This is a genomic window from Bacillus cereus group sp. MYBK5-2, from assembly GCF_051915685.1.
GTDB classification, from domain to species: Bacteria; Bacillota; Bacilli; order Bacillales; family Bacillaceae_G; genus Bacillus_A; species Bacillus_A cereus.
In genome coordinates, this window is record NZ_JBQAFE010000001.1 from 1,187,533 (window position 1) to 1,205,178 (window position 17,646).

The following is a 17,646-nucleotide window of genomic DNA, read 5'->3' on the forward strand; positions in this document are numbered from 1 at the left end:
TTATAGCTCCTTTTTAATATCTAGTTTATGTACAGCAACTTTTTTGACTTGATGTCCATCAAGTTCTAATACTTTAAATTGAAAACCAGCGTATTCAATGGAATAGCCAGCTTCAATATTTAAGTCAACTGCTTGAGAGAGAAGCCATCCTCCGATTGTATCTAAATCACTATCATCAATATGTAGGCCAAACATATCATTTACTTCAGAAATAAGCACCTTTCCATCTAAAACAGTAAGCTTAGGTGTACGCTTTTCAATCATAGGTGATTCATCAGCATCGAATTCATCTTGAATTTCTCCAATGATTTCTTCAAGAATATCTTCCATCGTTAAAAGTCCGGCAGTACCACCATATTCATCCATAACGATTGCCATCTGAACGCGATTTTTTTGAAGGTGGACTAACGTTTTACGAATTGGAACTGTTTCAAATACAGTTAGAACAGGATGTATATAAGATTCAAGTGGTTTATAAATACCTTTCGTTTGATCATGGAATACTTCTTTCGTATTGATCATCCCAATGATATCATCTTTATCTTTTTCAATGATTGGATAGCGTGTATATTTTTCAGTAGCGACGATATCCATATTTTCTTCTAACGTATTTTCAGTAGACAAGCAAATCATTTCGGTACGAGGAACCATAATTTCTTTCGCAACTCGATCATCAAATTCAAAAATGTTATTTACATATTTATATTCGGTTTGGTTTATTTCACCGCTTTTAAAACTTTCACCTAAAATGAGTCGCAATTCCTCTTCAGAATGAGCAAGTTCACTTTCCTTCGCAGGTTCTAATCCGAGTAGTTTTGTGAAAAATATAGCTGTACTATTGAGTAGCCAAATGAATGGATACATAATTTTATCAAATAAAATAAGCGGTCTTGCAAATTTGAGTGTGATTGCTTCTGCTTTTTGAATTGCGAAAGACTTTGGAACTAATTCACCTAATACAACGTGGAAAAATGTAATAACACTAAAAGCAATAACAAAAGATAAAGTGTTAGCCATTGTTCCAGTAATATTAATTTTTTCAAAGAGCGGTCGTAGTATATGTTCCACAGTCGGTTCACCAAGCCAACCAAGCCCTAAAGAAGTGATTGTAATTCCGAGCTGACAAGCTGATAAATAAACATCTAAATTAGATAGGACGCTTCTTGCAGCTAAAGCTTGTTTATTACCTTCATTTGCAAGTTGGTCAATTCGACTTTTTCGTACTTTTACAACAGCGAATTCTGATGCAACGAAAAAGCCAGAAATAAGAATAAGTACAAAGATGAGAAAAATATTTAATATGTCCAAGCGTGTTCTCCATTCCAAGGTCTGGAATAAAGATGTCACCTCCTGCAATTATGTTATACTTTTATAATAAATCCAAATGAAAAGAATAGTCAAAGGAAAAGGGTAAATATTGGTATGTTTCTGTAATAGTTTTTGAATTTGCTGTTATTTTGTCCGCTATACAAAAGGAATAACCCCCTACTTTTAGATTATAGAGGGTTATTTTAAATTAAGGTTTTGGAACACTTCTCGTTAAAGTGTATGACTGTTGCTTGGAGTAGTTTGTGGTCCATAGTGTTTGAAGGAAAGAAAGTATGCTATATGGGATATAGAGTAGTAATAAGCCGATTGTAACAATTATAGGTGAATTTCCGCCAAATTGAACGATAAATTGTAACAGTCCATTTGCATGAAAAACGCATTCCATAAAAACGAATGAAAGAATAATGGAACCTAAAATTGATTTATGATTTGAAGTAAGCGCTAAAAACAATGTGTCTACAAGAAAAGAATCATGTTTTATTTCATATTCATTTGTGTTTTTTAAGAAAGGAATCCATTTTTTTACTGCTTGCATAACGATAATCATGGAAGTACTACATACGATGATAAATGATGAGTAGTAAGGAAGGTTTATAAATTGTGCGATGTATAGAAGTAGTAATAAGACTGAACATTGTAATACTACAGTGCAAAAAGAGTAAGGTATCCATTTCAATACAGTAGTAAACTTTTTAAACGAGTTAGGTACTTTGAAAAATAAATGGCCGATACCCAAACTTATGAAAAATCCGATCGCAAGGGTAAAAGTAAAACGAACAATCGATATAAAATATATTTCCCATATGTAAGGGAATAATGGTGTTGAATGATTAGAAGTATGTATCATTTGGTTTGCTGAGAAAAAGATAGATTCATGCATCCAATCAACCTTTGGAATTGATATAGAAGAAAGCTGTGCGAAGTTTTGAAAAATGCTAATAAATCCATTTTGATAAGAGTAATTGTGTGTAATAAAAAGAGCTGGAATAGGACTTATGGCAAAAATAAAAATAACACCAATTATAAATTTACATATATGTGAGCGTAATAAGGACATATAACCACCTACTCTTAGAATATTCAGAAAATTCTTATTCTTATTTTAGCTTTTTTTGAAAGAAGTTACAATATATTTTTCATTTAGTAATTCAGAGAGAAGATTTGATAGCAAAAATATACAAGTGAAGGATTCATGAATAAATTATGACAAGAAAATGAATAATTTTCAGAAAAATAAAATAAATTATTTATTTTTTTCTGAAAATATAATATAGTTATGGCACAGAAAGTATTTTAACATAAGGAGGCTTTTTATGAGGATTAAAGGGAATTACGTGCCGAAAAGGGAAGTTTTACTGTGCTCAAGTTCGATTACGATTGGGGAAGCGTTAGAGCATTTAAATAAAACGGGGTATCGTTGTGTACCAGTTTTAGATGAAAAAAAAGAGAAATTTTTAGGGAATATATATAAAGTAGATATTTTAGAATATAAAGGATCACTTGATGAGAGTGTAATACAATTATTAAACGATAAAGAAGGATTTGTGAGAGAAGATTCATCTTTCTTTAAAGTATTTTTTACAATAAAAAAATTGCCTTATTTATCAGTAGTTGATGAAAAAGGGGTTTTCCTTGGAATTTTAACGCATAAAAAAGTTTTTGAGTTATTAGAGGATGCATGGGGCGTTCACTCTAGTAAATACTCTGTCATGATTGGAACGCAAGACTATAATGGAGCAATCCAAAAATTATCGACAGTTTTAAAGAAATACACTGGTATTCAAAGTTTGATGACTTTTGATAATGATGCCTTATTAGTTCGTAGAATTATGTTTACATTAGGAGAAGAGTTTAACGACGGTGAATTAGAGACATTATTGAAAGATTTAGAAGATCACGGATTTAGAGTTGTGTATGTGGAAGAGATGAAAAATCCACGTGAAGTTGAAACGATAGAGTAACATACAAAAGCCATCTAATTATATTATTAGATGGCTTTTGTATGTTACGTGTATAAAGTTATTTGAAAATAACAATTGAATAATAGGTGAGATTGTAACAATATTTGTGTAAGAGAATAAAAAATGTAGATAATTTCGATTTTCAAAAAAATCAATTTGAAAATATGTTTTTATTTTGCAACTAAATATGTTACTATATGTGTGATAAAAACAAAGAGGTCTGACATCTACACTCCACGTAATAACACTCTAATGATTTGAAAATTCAAAAAAATCAAAATTCAAAATAATAATTGTATTAATGATTAGAGTAAAAATAAGGGGAATGGAGAAATTATGGAGAAAGACACTGCTTTGTAAGGGGCATATTTTATCATCTTGAGCAGAGAGGAGGATGCATAGCATATTGTAAAATATAGAGATAAACAATGAAAAAGTGCTATGCAAATGAAGAGCATGAAGGGACGTTTAAGGCCAGGTGATACGGTAGCAATTGGTTTAATGCTATTTGCATTATTTTTAGGAGCAGGAAATTTAATTTTTCCGCCAGTTTTAGGTCAACAAGCAGGAGAGAATGTTTGGATTGCTACAATAGGATTCCTTGTAACGGGAGTCGGATTACCCCTACTAGCTGTAACAGCTGTCGCGTTTGTAGAGGGGGACTTGAAAGCGCTATCTTCTAGAGTCCACCCTATATTTGCGTTTATTTTCCCATTGATTAGTTATTTAGCAATTGGACCATTTTTCGCGATTCCTCGTACTGGAGCTGTTTCGTTTGAAATGGGTATGAAGCCGTTTTTATCAGAGGCAATGGTTTCAGAGTGGTACATGCTATTTCTTTTCACGATAGTTTTCTTCGGAATAACGTGGTATTTATCATTAAATCCATCTAAATTAGTGGATTGGTTCGGAAAGTTTCTTACACCATTATTAGTATTAATTGTCGCTGTTATTGTCGGAAAGGCAATTATTGATCCAATTGGAGAGCCAGCTGCGCCGTTAGCTGCTTACAAAGAAAATGCTTTCTTTGGTGGATTTATTCAAGGATATTTAACGATGGATGCAATTAGCGCGCTTGTATTCGGAATTGTCGTTGTACAAGTTATCCGCTCTAAAGGGATAAAAGAGAGTAGTCAAATTGCAAAAATAACAGTAGTATCAGGTATTATTGCTGTACTTGGTTTAACGTTAATTTATTTATCACTTGCTTATCTTGGTTCAACAAGTACATCACTTGGTATCTCAGAAAACGGTGGCCTTATTTTAACGAATGTTGTAAATGAGCTATATGGGACGAGTGGTAAAATTTTATTAGGGCTTGTTATTATACTCGCTTGTTTAACAACTTCTGTTGGGTTAACATCTGCGTGTGCAGGTTTCTTTACAAACTTATTCCCAAAACTTTCGCATAAAACGATTGTAACAATGGTATGTGTATTTAGTTTAATTGTATCTAACCTAGGTTTAACACAATTAATCGCAGTAACATTACCTGTGTTAATGATCATTTATCCAGTTGCAATTGTATTAATCGTACTTTCGTATTTCCATAAGTGGATTGGGAAGCGTAATACAATTTATATTGGAGCTATTTTAGGTGCATTGTTAATTAGTTTCTTTAACGGTTTAGAAAGTGCGAAAATTAAAATTGACGCGATTTCTAATGTACTACAAATGTTACCGTTATATAACGAAGGAATCGGATGGTTAATTCCATCATGTATTGGCGGGATTCTCGGTTTCTTCTTCTATAAATCAAATGAATCAAGTGAATTACAAAAGAAAGGTGCTTAGGCACCTTTCTTTTTTTGAAGGGGATTTTTGTATTTTGTCTAAGTAATAATTGGGGGGAATGATAAATGGCTAATTTTGAAGATTTTTTAAATTTGGATTTGAGAATTGGAACTGTAATACATGCAGAGGAATTTAAAGAAGCGAGAGTACCAGCGATTAAACTAGCAATAGATTTTGGAGAAATCGGGATAAAGCAGTCAAGTGCTCAAATTACGAAAAGGTATATTCCAGAAGATTTAATCGGTCAACAAATCGTTGCTGTTGTAAACTTTCCACCAAAGCGTGTAGCTGGATTCAAATCAGAAGTGCTTGTGCTTGGTGGTGTTCCTGAAGCTGATGATGTTGTGTTACTTCAGCCTAATATGGAATTGCCAAATGGAACAAAAATTAGCTAGGGTGAAGGTAGGGGCTAATATGGATATCGGACGAGAATATTTGCAATGTGCGATTTCGAACTTTAAAGCAACAAAGAAACAAGGGGAACGGGCACTTTCTCAATTATCATATGAACAAATACAATGGTTTTCTCATGAAGAAACAAATAGTATAGCGATTATTATTAAGCATCTGCACGGTAATATGCGTTCTAGATGGACGGATTTTTTAACGTCTGATGGTGAAAAAACAGATCGTAATCGAGATGGTGAATTTGAAGGATGCTATCATTCAAAAGAAGAAGCCCTTATAGCTTGGCAAGAAGGATGGAAATATGTTTTTAATACGATGAATACTTTAACGCCGGAACACTTATTGAAGACGGTATACATTCGCGGTGAAGCACATACTGTCATGCAAGCAATTGAAAGGCAAATTTCTCATTATGCATTGCATATTGGTCAGATTATTTACATTGGGAAGATGTTAAAAGAAAATGAGTGGGAATGTTTAAGTATTCCGAGAGGTCAGTCTGCGCGTTATGTAGAGAAAAAACGTTCAACATAATAATAAGAAAGAAACCGATAAAAAATAGGAAAAAAGAAAGTCAGCCAAATAATAGATGGTTCTGTAATCATAAGAATACTGCCAAAAATAAGTCCATATATAATAAGAAAGAAATTGAAAAGTGTATTCACAGGGAGAAATCGTGAGATGAACACTTGCTGTCGTTTAAAACAATCACTGTGAAATAAATAAAAGCGGAAGTACCATGTGGCTGTAATAAGGTCTTTCTTTCTCACAATTCTTTTTTTGCATGTATGACAGATAAATGGTGGTTGCATTTCATTACGCTCCATTTTTTATTTTCATAATAATGTGAGACAAAAGTAGGTACAAAGTGTATGTTCCTATATACGCTCCTGCAATAAGGAAAAATGGATTCAGTAAAATTCCATGAATGCTCGTCATGAAAACTAAATCTTGTATTAAAACATCGTATATATTAATGGAAATAATTGTACCAAGTGCATATAGTGCCAAGTACGCAGAAATATGTAGCACAATAGAGATTTTTGGTTGCTTAGCGGACAAATAAAAAATGAATGATAGAGCGATTGGTAATATTCCTATTAATAGCTTCAATTCATTTCACCTCATTAACAATATAGCCGAAATTTTAACGGTCTATTCTCTAGGGCTTGTACATAACTTGAAATAGAGAGGTGATAGTATGAATCGGGGCTTTTTTTTTATGAAGTTTACAAATATGCGTAAGTTAGTTTTATTTGTTATTACTACAGTGCTAGCGACTTTTTTTCTTATTAGTCTGATGGTAACCTCTATGAAAGAGACAAAGTCAACGTATTTATATAATTGGTTAAATGAGTTATCGATGAATGGTTACATGTATGTACTTGGAAAAGAGAATCATTATTTTACACAGGAGTATCGAAATTTGAATCAAGATTTTTCAATTTCTTCTTTTCTCTTTTCTATGGCTACAAATATTCGCTTTAATGATGTACGCAGTTTTGTCGGGAAAGAGCTCCCGGGATTTGGTAAGTACGATACAGAAATTGTAATTGCGGGTGAGGGTACAAATTATTCTAACTTACCGATAGAGTCGAGTGTTCCTCTTGAAGAAGTAGTGAAGGAACGGACTAGTGGAACTGGACAAGCACCTAAACAAGATACGAATAAAGAGAAAAAACAGCCGTCCCAAACGACTGGGAAGAGACAAGTTGCGTTTATTTATCATACACATAGCTGGGAATCTTATTTACCTTTACTTAACTTAACGAATGACCCGAATCCGAATAAAGCAACGAGTTCTGTGTCGAATATTTCTATATTAGGAGATCGTTTCCGTGAACAACTAGAAGGTGAAGGGATTGGAGCTACTAACGATAAGAGTGATGTTGGTCAAAAGTTAATAAGTAAAGGTTTAAACAGTAATAGTTCGTATAAAATGTCACGAGAAATTGTGCAGCAAGCTATGGCTGGAAATAAAGATCTTCAATACTTTTTTGATTTGCATCGTGATAGTGCCCGAAAGAATGTAACGACAAAAACAATTGGAGATAAATCATATGCAAAGCTTGCATTTGTAGTAGGGAAAGGAAATAAAAACTATGAAAAAAACTTACAATTAGCGACAGCTTTACATGAGGCGATTAATAAGAAATATCCAGGAGTGAGCCGTGGGGTCATTCAAAAAGGGTTCCAGACAGGAAATGGAATCTATAATCAAGACCTATCAGGACAAGCGATATTAATAGAAGTTGGCGGTGTAGATAATACAGAGGAAGAATTGAATCGATCAATTGATGCACTTGCTAAAGCATTTGGTGAATATTTTTGGCAGGCAGAAAAAGTGAATGGATAAAGTGAAATTTAAATTGGTGAGAGACCTCACCTGATGAGGAGGAATTCACAGTATTTTTGAAAAAACGTAAGTGTAATGCTTGCGTTTTTTCTTTGTAATGATGAGACGTCACAGAATAGACATAATTTGTCGTTGTTATAGTAATATCGAAATTTGTCAATTTATAGCAGGAGATTTACAAAGGGATTTTCAGGAAAGTAGAGAAAATCTTTTTATAAGGAAAACTTTTTATGATGAAACTGGTAGGGTGATTGAAGTGATTAGGGAGATCGAAATAGAAGATGCATCATCATTTTTGCAATTAAGTAAGCAATTAGATGAAGAAACGAAGTTTATGTTATATGAACCAGGAGAAAGAAAAACTACAGCTGAGCAACAAGAAAAAATGATCCATCGCTTTATAGAAAATGAATGTGCAACAATATTTGTAGCAGTTGAAGATGAGAGGATAGTAGGTTTTATATTAGTGAATGGAAATAACATTCAAAGAAAGAGGCATGTGGCAACCATTGTAATTGGTATTTTACAAGAGTATAACGGGCGAGGTATTGGGACGAGGTTGTTTAAAGAGGTTGAGAAGTGGGCAAAATTACATGATGTATGGCGTTTAGAATTAACAGTAATGGCCCACAATACAAGAGCTCAGGCACTATATAAAAAAGCTGGATTTGAGAAAGAAGGTGTCAAAAAAGCTGCTCTTATTATCGATGGAAAGGGCATCGATGAGTATGAAATGGCCAAATTATTAAAATAAGAGGTCGTTATATGAAAAAAAGATGGGCACTACTTGGTATTGTAGCTGCAATAATTATTATTGGAGTAGCAGGAATCAATTATAAAATGTATAAGGATAAGCAGGCGCGGGAAGTAAGTGTAAATAGCATATTTCCGAAAGCGAAAGAAACGATTGCTAATATGGATGGGGATATTGCGGTAATTAATAATCCGAATTCAATGCTTGTACTTGTAAATAAAAGTAGGCGTTTACCAGATGGGTATAGACCGCCAGATTTAGTTATTCCGAAAGTGCGCTACTCTAGTGAAGGGGATCAAGAAAAGAAAAAGATGAGAAAAGAGGCAGCGAGGGCGCTTGAGGATATGTTTCAGCAGGCTGACAACGAGCGTATTTTTCTTTTTGCAGTTTCTGGATTTAGATCTTTTGATCGACAAAAAGCATTAAATACGATGTATAAAAAACAAGACGGGGAAGCAAAAACAGCAATGTCTAGCGCGGTTCCTGGCACAAGTGAGCATCAAACTGGACTAGCTATGGATATTACGTCTCAATCTGCTAAATTTCAGTTAGAGACAGTTTTTGGGGAAACGAAAGAAGGTCAGTGGCTTTCTGAAAATGCCCATAAATTTGGTTTTGTGGTTCGATACACAAAAGCGAAAGAAACGATTACGGGCTATCGGTATGAACCATGGCACGTAAGGTATGTGGGAAATCCACAAGCTACATATTTGTATGATAATCAACTGACACTTGAAGAAGTAACAGAGTGAACAATTGAGGGGAGAGACGTACAATGACGATGTTATATAAGAAAAAAGTACATGCATATATTACAAGAGAACAAGAGGGGGTTATGCAATTACTTGTTTTTAAACATCGTGATATACATGAAGCTGGTATTCAAGTGCCAGGGGGAACGGTTGATGAAGGTGAAACGTTAGAAGCTGCTATATTGCGTGAAGTACAGGAAGAATCCGGATTGCGTCATTTATGCATAGAGCGTTTTTTAGCAGATTACATTATACATATGAAAGAAAAACAGGAGTATGAAAAACGCCACTTTTTCCATGTAACTTTACTAACAGATGTAAAGGATACTTGGGAACATATTGTAAGTGCTGGTGAGGAAGATAAAGGATTAGTATTTTGCTACGAATGGGTTGATATTGCAAAATGCCCTGAATTAGCTGGAAAACAAGGTGAGTTATTACATTTATTAGATGAAGTATACGCACAGTAATGTAAGAGTCTGAAGCGAAGGTTAATCCGTTTCAGACTTTTTTTATTTTTCGGGAAATTAAAGGTGTTTAAATAAGGATATTGAATTTCTTTAAAGGGATATTAATTTAGGATGTGTTGAGATGAAAAATTGAAAAAGTAAGGGGTATATGCTAAAAAAAGTTCATATAAGGGAGAATATAAATGGAAATTCAGTTTAATCCAATCTTAAAAAAGGAATTAACAATTCAAGATATTCAAAATGAAATGGAATCTGGAAAGCTAACTTCAAAAGAGCTAGTGATGTATTATCTCTATAGAATCGCAAAGTATGATCAAGACGGGCCGAAAATTAATTCAATTTTAGAAATCAATCCAGATGCTATTTTTATTGCAGAAGCGTTAGATTATGAAAGAAAGATAAACGGCGTAAGGGGACCATTGCATGGAATACCTGTTTTGCTTAAGGATAATATTGAAACGAATGACTTCATGCATACAAGTGCAGGTACAATAGCTCTAGAACAAAATATAAGCAGTGAAGATGCATTTCTCGTTACTAAACTGCGAGAAGCAGGGGCAGTGATAATAGGAAAAACGAATATGACAGAATTAGCAAATGCAATGTCTTTTGACATGTGGGCTGGATATAGTGCAAGAGGTGGTCAAACAATCAATCCATATGGAACTGGCAAGGATCATATGTTTGTTGGCGGATCTAGTACAGGATCTGCAATAGCAGTTGCTGCTAACTTTACAGTAGTATCTGTTGGGACAGAAACCGATGCTTCTATTGTGAGCCCCGCTGTTCAAAATTCTGTAGTAGGTATTAAACCGACTGTCGGTTTAATTAGTCGTAGAGGAATTATTCCATTTACTTATTCGCAAGATACAGCTGGACCATTTGCTAGAACGGTAACCGATGCTGCTATTTTGCTAGGAAGTTTAACTGGAGTGGATGAGAAAGATGTAGTTACTCACAAAAGTGACGGTAGGGCATATCGGGATTATACATCTTACCTTGATGCAAATGGTTTAAATGGAGCGAAGATTGGTGTGTTTAACGATGCACAAAAAGATTATTACGAAAATGGTGAGTATGATGAAATCTTGTTTAAGGAAACGATCCAAGTATTACGTAATGAAGGAGCGACAGTAGTAGAAAATATTGATATTCCTTCTTTTCATAGAGAATGGAGCTGGGGAGTTCCGCTTTATGAGCTGAAGCATAGTTTAGATAACTATCTTTCTAAATTACCTTCTACTATCCCGGTACATTCTATTTCGGAGTTAATGGAGTTTAATAAAAACATAGCAGAAAGAGCTTTAAAATATGGACAAACTAAGTTAGAGGGAAGAAAAGATTTTCCTAATACGTTACGAAATCCAGAATATTTAAATGCGAGATTAGAAGATATATATTTTTCTCAAGAACAAGGCATTGATTTTGCATTGGAAAAATATAATCTTGATGCGATACTGTTTCCTTCCTATATAGGTTCTACTATATGTGCGAAAGCGGGTTATCCGTCTATAGCAATACCGGCAGGGTATATGGAAAGCGGGAGGCCTTTTGGAATTACCATTGCAAGCACTGCCTTTAGTGAAGGGATATTAATTAAATTAGCTTATGCTTTTGAACAAGCGACAAAGCATAGAAAAATCCCCAACTTATCATGAATAGAATAAACGAAGAGGACAGGAATCCCTGTCCTCTTTGTTTTAGTGATTAAATTGAAATATCGTTCTGCTCTGTCTTATGATATTTTAATAAACTAAAAGATAAACAAGCGGAACATAAAATAAGAATAGAAGCGATGATATAAATTGTACGAACACCGAACATATCAGTAATAATGCCAATGATAAGCATAGATAGTCCAGAGGCTGTTGAAAGAAGTGCGCCATGTGCTGTATACATTTTTGATAATAAAGAAGGGGCGACACTTGATTGTAAAACAGTCGTTTGGGAAATATCTCTAATTTGATAACAGGGTCCCATTAGAACACATAGAAAAAGCGCAATAAATCCGCTGCTTGTCATACCATATAAAAATGTAAGAATGCTAAATATAAGAGAGCCAATCGACATAGATCGTATTAAATTGTTTTGAATATAGGAACTCATTTTCCAGGCTAATAGACCACCGATTAACGTGCCAACATAATAACTTGTATTAATATACCCCCACCATTCTTCGCCCTTATGAAGGATAGTCGTAACGTATGCCATCGTAATAGCGCCAATCCATATTGTCCCTGCGAAAGTTTCGATTAAGTCCATATATGTAACGGTACGGAGAGAAGGATTTTGAAATAGGAGTTTCCAACCTTCCAATAAAACAGTACTTTTGGAAGAGGGAGAATCTGCTATTCTTTCAGTATGTATGGAACGTAATGAAAAATGTAATGCAATGCATCCGAAAATCATTAAAATGTTATTAATCATGAGTGTAGAAGTAGCGCCAATGAGAAGAACGACAATACTCGTAAATGAATAAGCAACGGCTTGCACAATTTGTGTTGAAAAGGAAAAGATACTATTTACTTTTACTAATTTTTCTTTCGGTGTAAGGCGCGGAAGAATACCGTATAATAATGGAGCACTCCACCCACTACATAATGAAATGACAAAAATAAAAGTTAATAGAGCTATAATGTTTGTGGATAAGACCGGGAACAAAATCATTAATAATAGTAAAAAGACTGTTTTCAGCCATTGGAGCGTATATAACAACGTATAAGATGGAAAACGATTTATTATAAGTGGTGCAGAGATGTTAGCAATTAGATTTGTGATAACTTGTAATAATGGAAAAAGAGCAGTAATAGTAGCTGATTTAGTTGCTATATAAATATGAGTTGTAATAATCATTACATATACGATGTCAGCGAGAGTAATGCATATTTTGGAACCTAAATAGTAGATTAGTGACAGGTTTCTCAATAAGAATATCACCTCTATAAAAAATAGTATTTAGTAATTTGAATAATTATAATTTAAAAATTAAAATTTTAAAAGAATTTAATTTTTTGTCACTTTTTGAAAGGGATTTTCATGTATAATGAAGAATATATTGATATAGTATTATATTAATGATCATTGTAACAGTGAATATGTACAATAGCTTGTAGCAAACGCCCAAGTGTAAGAAAGGGCGGATAAACCATTCTTTTCTTCATATACATATAGAAAATGAGAAAGAAAGTGAGGGTTGCATATGGCTGCTTGGGTAATTTGGTTTATAATAGCTGGTATTTTATTTATCGCGGAAATGTTGTCGATTACATTTTACATGCTTTGGCTTGGAATTGGAGCTGTTGTCGGAGGTCTTATTGCTTTGTTTGCTCCTGATGCACTACTGTTACAAGTTACTGTTGGTGCAATTGTAAGTTTAACTTTGACATTCTTTACGAAAAGAATTTCAAAAAACTTTCGAGAAGCAAAAGGTTTTACTGATACAGTAGATATGCTTGTTGGTAAAAGAGGGCTTGTTATGCAAGCGATTACAAATGAAGCGAATGGTATTGTGAAGGTGGATGGAGATACTTGGACAGCTATTGCAGATTCTTCAATTGATGCTGGAGAAAAAGTCGTTGTTATAAAGAGGCATAGTACTATATTACAAGTGAAAAAGGAGAGTGAATAAATATGGTAGCATTAACGTTAACGATTATATTCGCACTAATTGTAGTTACATTTATCGCATTAACAATTAAAATTATTCCTCAGCAAAAAGTTGGGGTTGTTGAAAGATTTGGTAAGTTTCAACGTATAATGCACCCAGGGTTAAATATTTTAATACCAATTGTAGATCGTGTTCGTGTATATCATGACTTACGCATTCAACAAACGAATGTACCACCGCAAAAGGTAATTACGAAAGATAATGTTCAAGTAGAAATTGATACAATTATTTTCTATCAAATTGTTGAACCAGAACTTGCGACATATGGTATTTCAAACTATGAATATGGTGTTCGTAATATTACTTCAGCAACGATGCGTCAAATCATCGGTAAAATGGAACTGGATGAAACGTTATCTGGTCGTGAAAAAATTTCAACAGAAATCCGCTTAGCGCTTGATGAAGCAACAGAAAAATGGGGCGTACGTATTGAACGTGTCGAAGTTGTTGATATTAACCCGCCAAAAGATGTGCAAGCATCAATGGAAAAACAAATGAAGGCTGAGCGTAATAAACGTGCGATTATTTTAGAAGCTGAAGCAGCAAAACAAGATAAAGTCCTTCGCGCTGAAGGAGAAAAGCAAAGTAAAATCTTGATGGCTGAAGGGGATAAAGAAGCACGTATTCGCGAAGCTGAAGGTATAAAAGAAGCAAAAGAATTAGAAGCACAAGGGGAAGCACGAGCAATTGAAGAAATTGCAAAAGCAGAACAAAATCGTATTGAATTGCTTCGTGAAGCGAATTTGGATGAGCGTATACTTGCTTACAAATCATTTGAATCATTAGCTGAAGTTGCAAAAGGACCAGCAAATAAAGTCTTTATTCCGTCTAATGCAATTGAAACACTTGGTACTCTTGGGGCAATTGGAGAAATATTTAAAGAAAAACAAGCGAAGAAACTACTTTCAAATGATACAGGAAAAGAACAATAAAAGTGAGGAAGAGAAATGGTATACCATTTCTCTTTTTTTGTGTGTATATTCTGAAAAGCTTGTACATATCCATGTATAAAGAAGGTGATGCAGTGAAAAAGTATGCAATTCGAATACATGGGAAGAAGCTGATTTCGTTACTCCTTTTATATGCGCTAATAGTAATTATAATAGCGTCGATTTTGACGTCATTTTTACATACAATGAAATCGAATTATGCAAATCAATGGTTTGGAAAAGTATCGATGCAAGGTTTTGTTCAAATGATAGAAAGTGAGAATCGCTATTACGGATTTGATTATTTTAAGAAGAATAAAAGAGAGTCAGTTGGGAATTTAATGTTCTCTATCGCGACAGATTTGAAAATTAAAGATTTAAGAACATTCGTCGGTAAAGAAGTACCTGGTATGTCAAAGTATTATTCTAATATTATCGTAGCTGGGGAAGGGACAAACTTGACGAATATCCCAAATGAATCTAGTGTACCGATTGAAGAAGTAACGAAAGAACGGGAAATAGCAAAAGATAAAGTTACAGAAGCGGAAAAGAATAATCCGGTTCAGAAAAAGAACGGAGCGAAAAAAGGTGAAAGTGCAGTATATATTTATCATACACATAGCTGGGAATCCTTCTTTCCATTATTACCAGGGGCAACTGATCCATCTAGCCCAGATGTAAATGTGTCTTTACTAGGGAAACGTATGAAAGAGCAACTTGAAGGACAAGGAATTCCGGTAGTTCATGATAAAACGAATATGGGTGATTTATTAGCGAGTAAAAAGTGGGTATGGTATCAGTCATATAAAGCGTCTCATGAATATGTAAAAGAAGCATTAGCACAAAATAATAAAATTGCGTTTCCGATTGATATACACCGTGACGATCAGCGTAAGAAAGTAACAACAAAAGTAATTAACGGAAAATCGTATGCAAGATTATATTTTATAATTGGGATGGAAAATGAAGGCCGTGCTGAAAATGAAAAAATTGCAAGAGCGATCAATAGTTATTTAGATGAAAACTATTACGGATTAAGTAGAGGGATTTTTCCAAAGTATAAAAAAGATGGAAATGGCGTTTATAACCAAGATTTATCGAAAAATGCGATGTTAATTGAAGTTGGTGGTGTTGATAATACGTTAGATGAATTATATAACACAATTGATGTGTTAACAGAAGCGTTTAGTAAATATTATTGGAATGATGCGGAAAAAGTGAATGGATGAGGGACGGGAGACCGTTCCTTTTTTATTTTGGAATCTTAAAATGTGATATAATGGAATTTTATGAATATTAAATAAAGGGAGAGAGAAACATGCAAATACTACTAATACGCCACGGAGAATCAGAAGCTGATATTTTACATGTGCATGAAGGTCGAGCTGATTTTGAGTTAACTGACAAAGGGAGACAACAAGTACAAAGACTTGTACAGAAAGTGAAAAAAGATTTTTCACCAGATTTCATTTGGGCAAGCACATTAAAACGCGCTCGTGAAACGGGTGAAACATTAGCAGAAGCAATTGGTTGTCCAATTCAATTAGAAGAGGAATTAATGGAGTTTAATAATGGAGTGCAAGCAGGCTTATCATTTGAAGAAGCAAAGAAATATCCAGAGCCAAAGTTTCTTCATGATCGTTTTGAAAACGGGGAATCGTTTATTGAGTTTCGAATGAGAATAGAAGGAATCTTTTCTAAAATCTTGACAGAGAATACATATGACCGAATTGCAATTGTTGCCCATGGAGGCGTAATTAATAGTCTATTACGTGCATTTTTCAAAATGCCAATTTCAATGGACTACTATTTCAAAATGGGAGATACGGGAATAAGTTTAATTGAAATTGAGGGTGAACAAAAAACGGTGCATTTCATTAATGATACGAATCATTTGGACGGGATGTAAAGACTTATGTACAAAGTTGTATTTTTCGATGTTGACGGTACGTTATTAAGTGAGATTGATAGAAGCATGCACGAAAGTACAAAAGAAGCGGTACAAAGATTAATAGATAAAGGAATTCACGTAGTTGTTACAACTGGAAGACCATATAGTTTATGCTCACAATTTAAGGAACTAGGTATAAATACGTTTATTTCAGCAAATGGTGCACATATAAAATGTGGGAAAGAAGTTATACATAAATCAGTACTTTCAAGCGAAATCGTTCATGATATTTCAAATTTTGCTGAATTACATGGTCACAGTGTTTCTTACTTTACAGAAGAATTTGCAATGAATAATATTGCTTCCAAAGATGAACGTGTCATGCGAGCGTTAAATGAAACTTTAAATTTAGAGCAGTATCCTGACAAAGTTAGAAACTTATCAGATGAAATGTATTGCATATGTCTGTATGCTGATGACACAGAAGCTCAAAAATTCATTGAAAGATATCCAGCACTTACGTTTGAGCGTTTTCATGGTTACGTTATAAATGTATTGGAAGATAGTAAAGTATCGAAGCTAACTGCAATTCAAAAAGTATTGGAACATTTAAATATTAGTAAATCAGAAGCCATTGCCTTTGGCGATGGTGGAAATGATATTGAAATGTTGCAGTATGTAGGATTAGGAGTTGCGATGGGAAATGGTGGAGAGGAGTTGAAGAGAAGGGCTGATTTCCTTACAACGAAGGCGAGTGAAGGCGGAATTTCTTATGCGTTAAAGAAGTTGCGCATTATTTAAAACTAATAGTTAGTCAGTGTGAAAAATCCTGTTTTAATAATGGCTTTTGTTAATATGTATACTGTTTTAGGGAATTATTTGAGCTCTCCTACTTACAATTTAACTGCAGAACAAATCCTTTATTTTCGCTTAGCAGGGCTGTTTGGTATGTTGCTGTCACCACTTGCAGGTCGTTTAACAAAGAGGTTTGAAGTAAGGAAAGTTCTTCAAGGAGGATTGTTGATTGCTATTTTTAGTCTAAGTTCAATGGGCTTTGTTTCGTATCTATCTCTACTTGTAATGATGAGTGTCTGTTTTGTAATAGGTATTGCTATATCCGTTCCGTCTTTAGTTTCTCTTGTAGGTCAATTAGGAGGGAAAGCAAGGGGAATAGCAGTATCTATTTATACTTTTATTTTATTTTTAGGTACTAGTATAGGACCTATCATTTCTATTTATCTTATGAAAATAGGCGGTTATGCTCAAACATTTATTTTATTAGGAATGATACTTTTTATTGGTTTTGTAGCTTCTCTATTTATAATTAATGAATGA

General features: G+C 34.0%; 19 protein-coding genes and 1 pseudogene. 15 read left to right on the forward strand and 5 right to left on the reverse strand.

The window, feature by feature from the left end; genetic code table 11:
• Complete coding sequence (locus tag ACTFP3_RS06355) at positions 1–1,308, reverse strand: hemolysin family protein (protein ID WP_000353738.1); 1,308 nt, start codon at positions 1,306–1,308, stop codon at positions 1–3.
• Positions 1,309–1,516: 208 nt separating this feature from the next.
• Positions 1,517–2,386: a hypothetical protein gene (locus tag ACTFP3_RS06360; RefSeq protein ID WP_000055265.1), complete on the reverse strand. Its 870-nt coding sequence runs from the start codon at positions 2,384–2,386 to the stop codon at positions 1,517–1,519.
• A gap of 256 nt (positions 2,387–2,642) precedes the next feature.
• Between ACTFP3_RS06360 and cbpA the strand changes: the two genes are divergently transcribed.
• The 4 genes from cbpA (at position 2,643) to ACTFP3_RS06380 (ending at position 6,026) form a co-directional block, all read left to right on the forward strand.
• The gene (gene cbpA, locus ACTFP3_RS06365; RefSeq protein ID WP_001220526.1) at positions 2,643–3,290 is read left to right on the forward strand and encodes a cyclic di-AMP binding protein CbpA; all 648 of its coding nucleotides are present in this window, start codon (positions 2,643–2,645) and stop codon (positions 3,288–3,290) included.
• A 456-nt stretch (positions 3,291–3,746) separates the two neighbouring features.
• Positions 3,747–5,084 carry a branched-chain amino acid transport system II carrier protein BrnQ4 gene (brnQ4, locus tag ACTFP3_RS06370; RefSeq protein ID WP_011110049.1) on the forward strand — a complete coding sequence of 446 codons (1,338 nt, stop codon included), beginning with the start codon at positions 3,747–3,749 and terminating at the stop codon, positions 5,082–5,084.
• A gap of 65 nt (positions 5,085–5,149) precedes the next feature.
• Positions 5,150–5,479 (forward strand): chaperone CsaA, encoded by a 330-nt coding sequence (gene csaA, locus ACTFP3_RS06375; RefSeq protein WP_001263013.1) that lies wholly within the window; start codon positions 5,150–5,152, stop codon positions 5,477–5,479.
• Complete coding sequence (locus ACTFP3_RS06380; RefSeq protein WP_440009685.1) at positions 5,460–6,026, forward strand: DUF1572 domain-containing protein; 567 nt, start codon at positions 5,460–5,462, stop codon at positions 6,024–6,026. The genes csaA and ACTFP3_RS06380 overlap by 20 nt, the downstream gene beginning before the upstream one ends.
• Here ACTFP3_RS06380 and ACTFP3_RS06385 read toward each other — a convergent pair.
• Positions 5,999–6,304, reverse strand: a complete 306-nt coding sequence (locus tag ACTFP3_RS06385) for a hypothetical protein (protein WP_002164560.1) — start codon at positions 6,302–6,304, stop codon at positions 5,999–6,001. The genes ACTFP3_RS06380 and ACTFP3_RS06385 overlap by 28 nt on opposite strands.
• A 4-nt stretch (positions 6,305–6,308) precedes the next feature.
• Entirely contained in the window at positions 6,309–6,605 is a 297-nt protein-coding gene (locus ACTFP3_RS06390) for a hypothetical protein (RefSeq protein ID WP_048535520.1), read from the reverse strand.
• A gap of 88 nt (positions 6,606–6,693) precedes the next feature.
• Between ACTFP3_RS06390 and spoIIP (ACTFP3_RS06395) the strand changes: the two genes are divergently transcribed.
• The 5 genes from spoIIP (ACTFP3_RS06395) (at position 6,694) to ACTFP3_RS06415 (ending at position 11,482) form a co-directional block, all read left to right on the forward strand.
• Positions 6,694–7,848 carry a stage II sporulation protein P gene (gene spoIIP, locus ACTFP3_RS06395; RefSeq protein WP_001079278.1) on the forward strand — a complete coding sequence of 385 codons (1,155 nt, stop codon included), beginning with the start codon at positions 6,694–6,696 and terminating at the stop codon, positions 7,846–7,848.
• A 256-nt stretch (positions 7,849–8,104) separates the two neighbouring features.
• Positions 8,105–8,602, forward strand: coding sequence for an N-acetyltransferase family protein (locus ACTFP3_RS06400; RefSeq protein WP_440009688.1), 498 nt, complete (start codon positions 8,105–8,107; stop codon positions 8,600–8,602).
• Positions 8,603–8,613: 11 nt separating this feature from the next.
• A complete protein-coding gene (locus ACTFP3_RS06405) occupies positions 8,614–9,354 on the forward strand; it encodes a M15 family metallopeptidase (protein WP_000747647.1) in 741 nt (246 codons plus the stop codon).
• 23 nt (positions 9,355–9,377) lie between these two features.
• The gene (locus tag ACTFP3_RS06410) at positions 9,378–9,824 is read left to right on the forward strand and encodes an NUDIX domain-containing protein (protein ID WP_326036040.1); all 447 of its coding nucleotides are present in this window, start codon (positions 9,378–9,380) and stop codon (positions 9,822–9,824) included.
• A 182-nt stretch (positions 9,825–10,006) separates the two neighbouring features.
• Positions 10,007–11,482: an amidase family protein gene (locus tag ACTFP3_RS06415; protein WP_440009692.1), complete on the forward strand. Its 1,476-nt coding sequence runs from the start codon at positions 10,007–10,009 to the stop codon at positions 11,480–11,482.
• A 49-nt stretch (positions 11,483–11,531) separates the two neighbouring features.
• Here the strand turns inward: ACTFP3_RS06415 and ACTFP3_RS06420 are convergent, their stop codons facing one another.
• Positions 11,532–12,749, reverse strand: a complete 1,218-nt coding sequence (locus ACTFP3_RS06420; protein WP_001245229.1) for an MFS transporter — start codon at positions 12,747–12,749, stop codon at positions 11,532–11,534.
• A 274-nt stretch (positions 12,750–13,023) separates the two neighbouring features.
• Here ACTFP3_RS06420 and ACTFP3_RS06425 point away from each other — a divergent pair, with 274 nt between their 5' ends.
• The 6 genes and pseudogenes from ACTFP3_RS06425 to ACTFP3_RS06450 form a co-directional block, all read left to right on the forward strand.
• Entirely contained in the window at positions 13,024–13,452 is a 429-nt protein-coding gene (locus ACTFP3_RS06425; protein WP_000741977.1) for an NfeD family protein, read from the forward strand.
• A gap of 2 nt (positions 13,453–13,454) precedes the next feature.
• Positions 13,455–14,423: an SPFH domain-containing protein gene (locus ACTFP3_RS06430; protein ID WP_000226251.1), complete on the forward strand. Its 969-nt coding sequence runs from the start codon at positions 13,455–13,457 to the stop codon at positions 14,421–14,423.
• 71 nt (positions 14,424–14,494) lie between these two features.
• The gene (spoIIP, locus tag ACTFP3_RS06435; protein ID WP_025710179.1) at positions 14,495–15,649 is read left to right on the forward strand and encodes a stage II sporulation protein P; all 1,155 of its coding nucleotides are present in this window, start codon (positions 14,495–14,497) and stop codon (positions 15,647–15,649) included.
• A gap of 89 nt (positions 15,650–15,738) precedes the next feature.
• Entirely contained in the window at positions 15,739–16,329 is a 591-nt protein-coding gene (locus tag ACTFP3_RS06440) for a histidine phosphatase family protein (RefSeq protein ID WP_001166439.1), read from the forward strand.
• 6 nt (positions 16,330–16,335) lie between these two features.
• Positions 16,336–17,112 (forward strand): Cof-type HAD-IIB family hydrolase, encoded by a 777-nt coding sequence (locus tag ACTFP3_RS06445; protein ID WP_000278974.1) that lies wholly within the window; start codon positions 16,336–16,338, stop codon positions 17,110–17,112.
• Positions 17,113–17,142: 30 nt separating this feature from the next.
• A pseudogene (locus ACTFP3_RS06450) lies at positions 17,143–17,646 on the forward strand (MFS transporter); the annotation flags it as partial.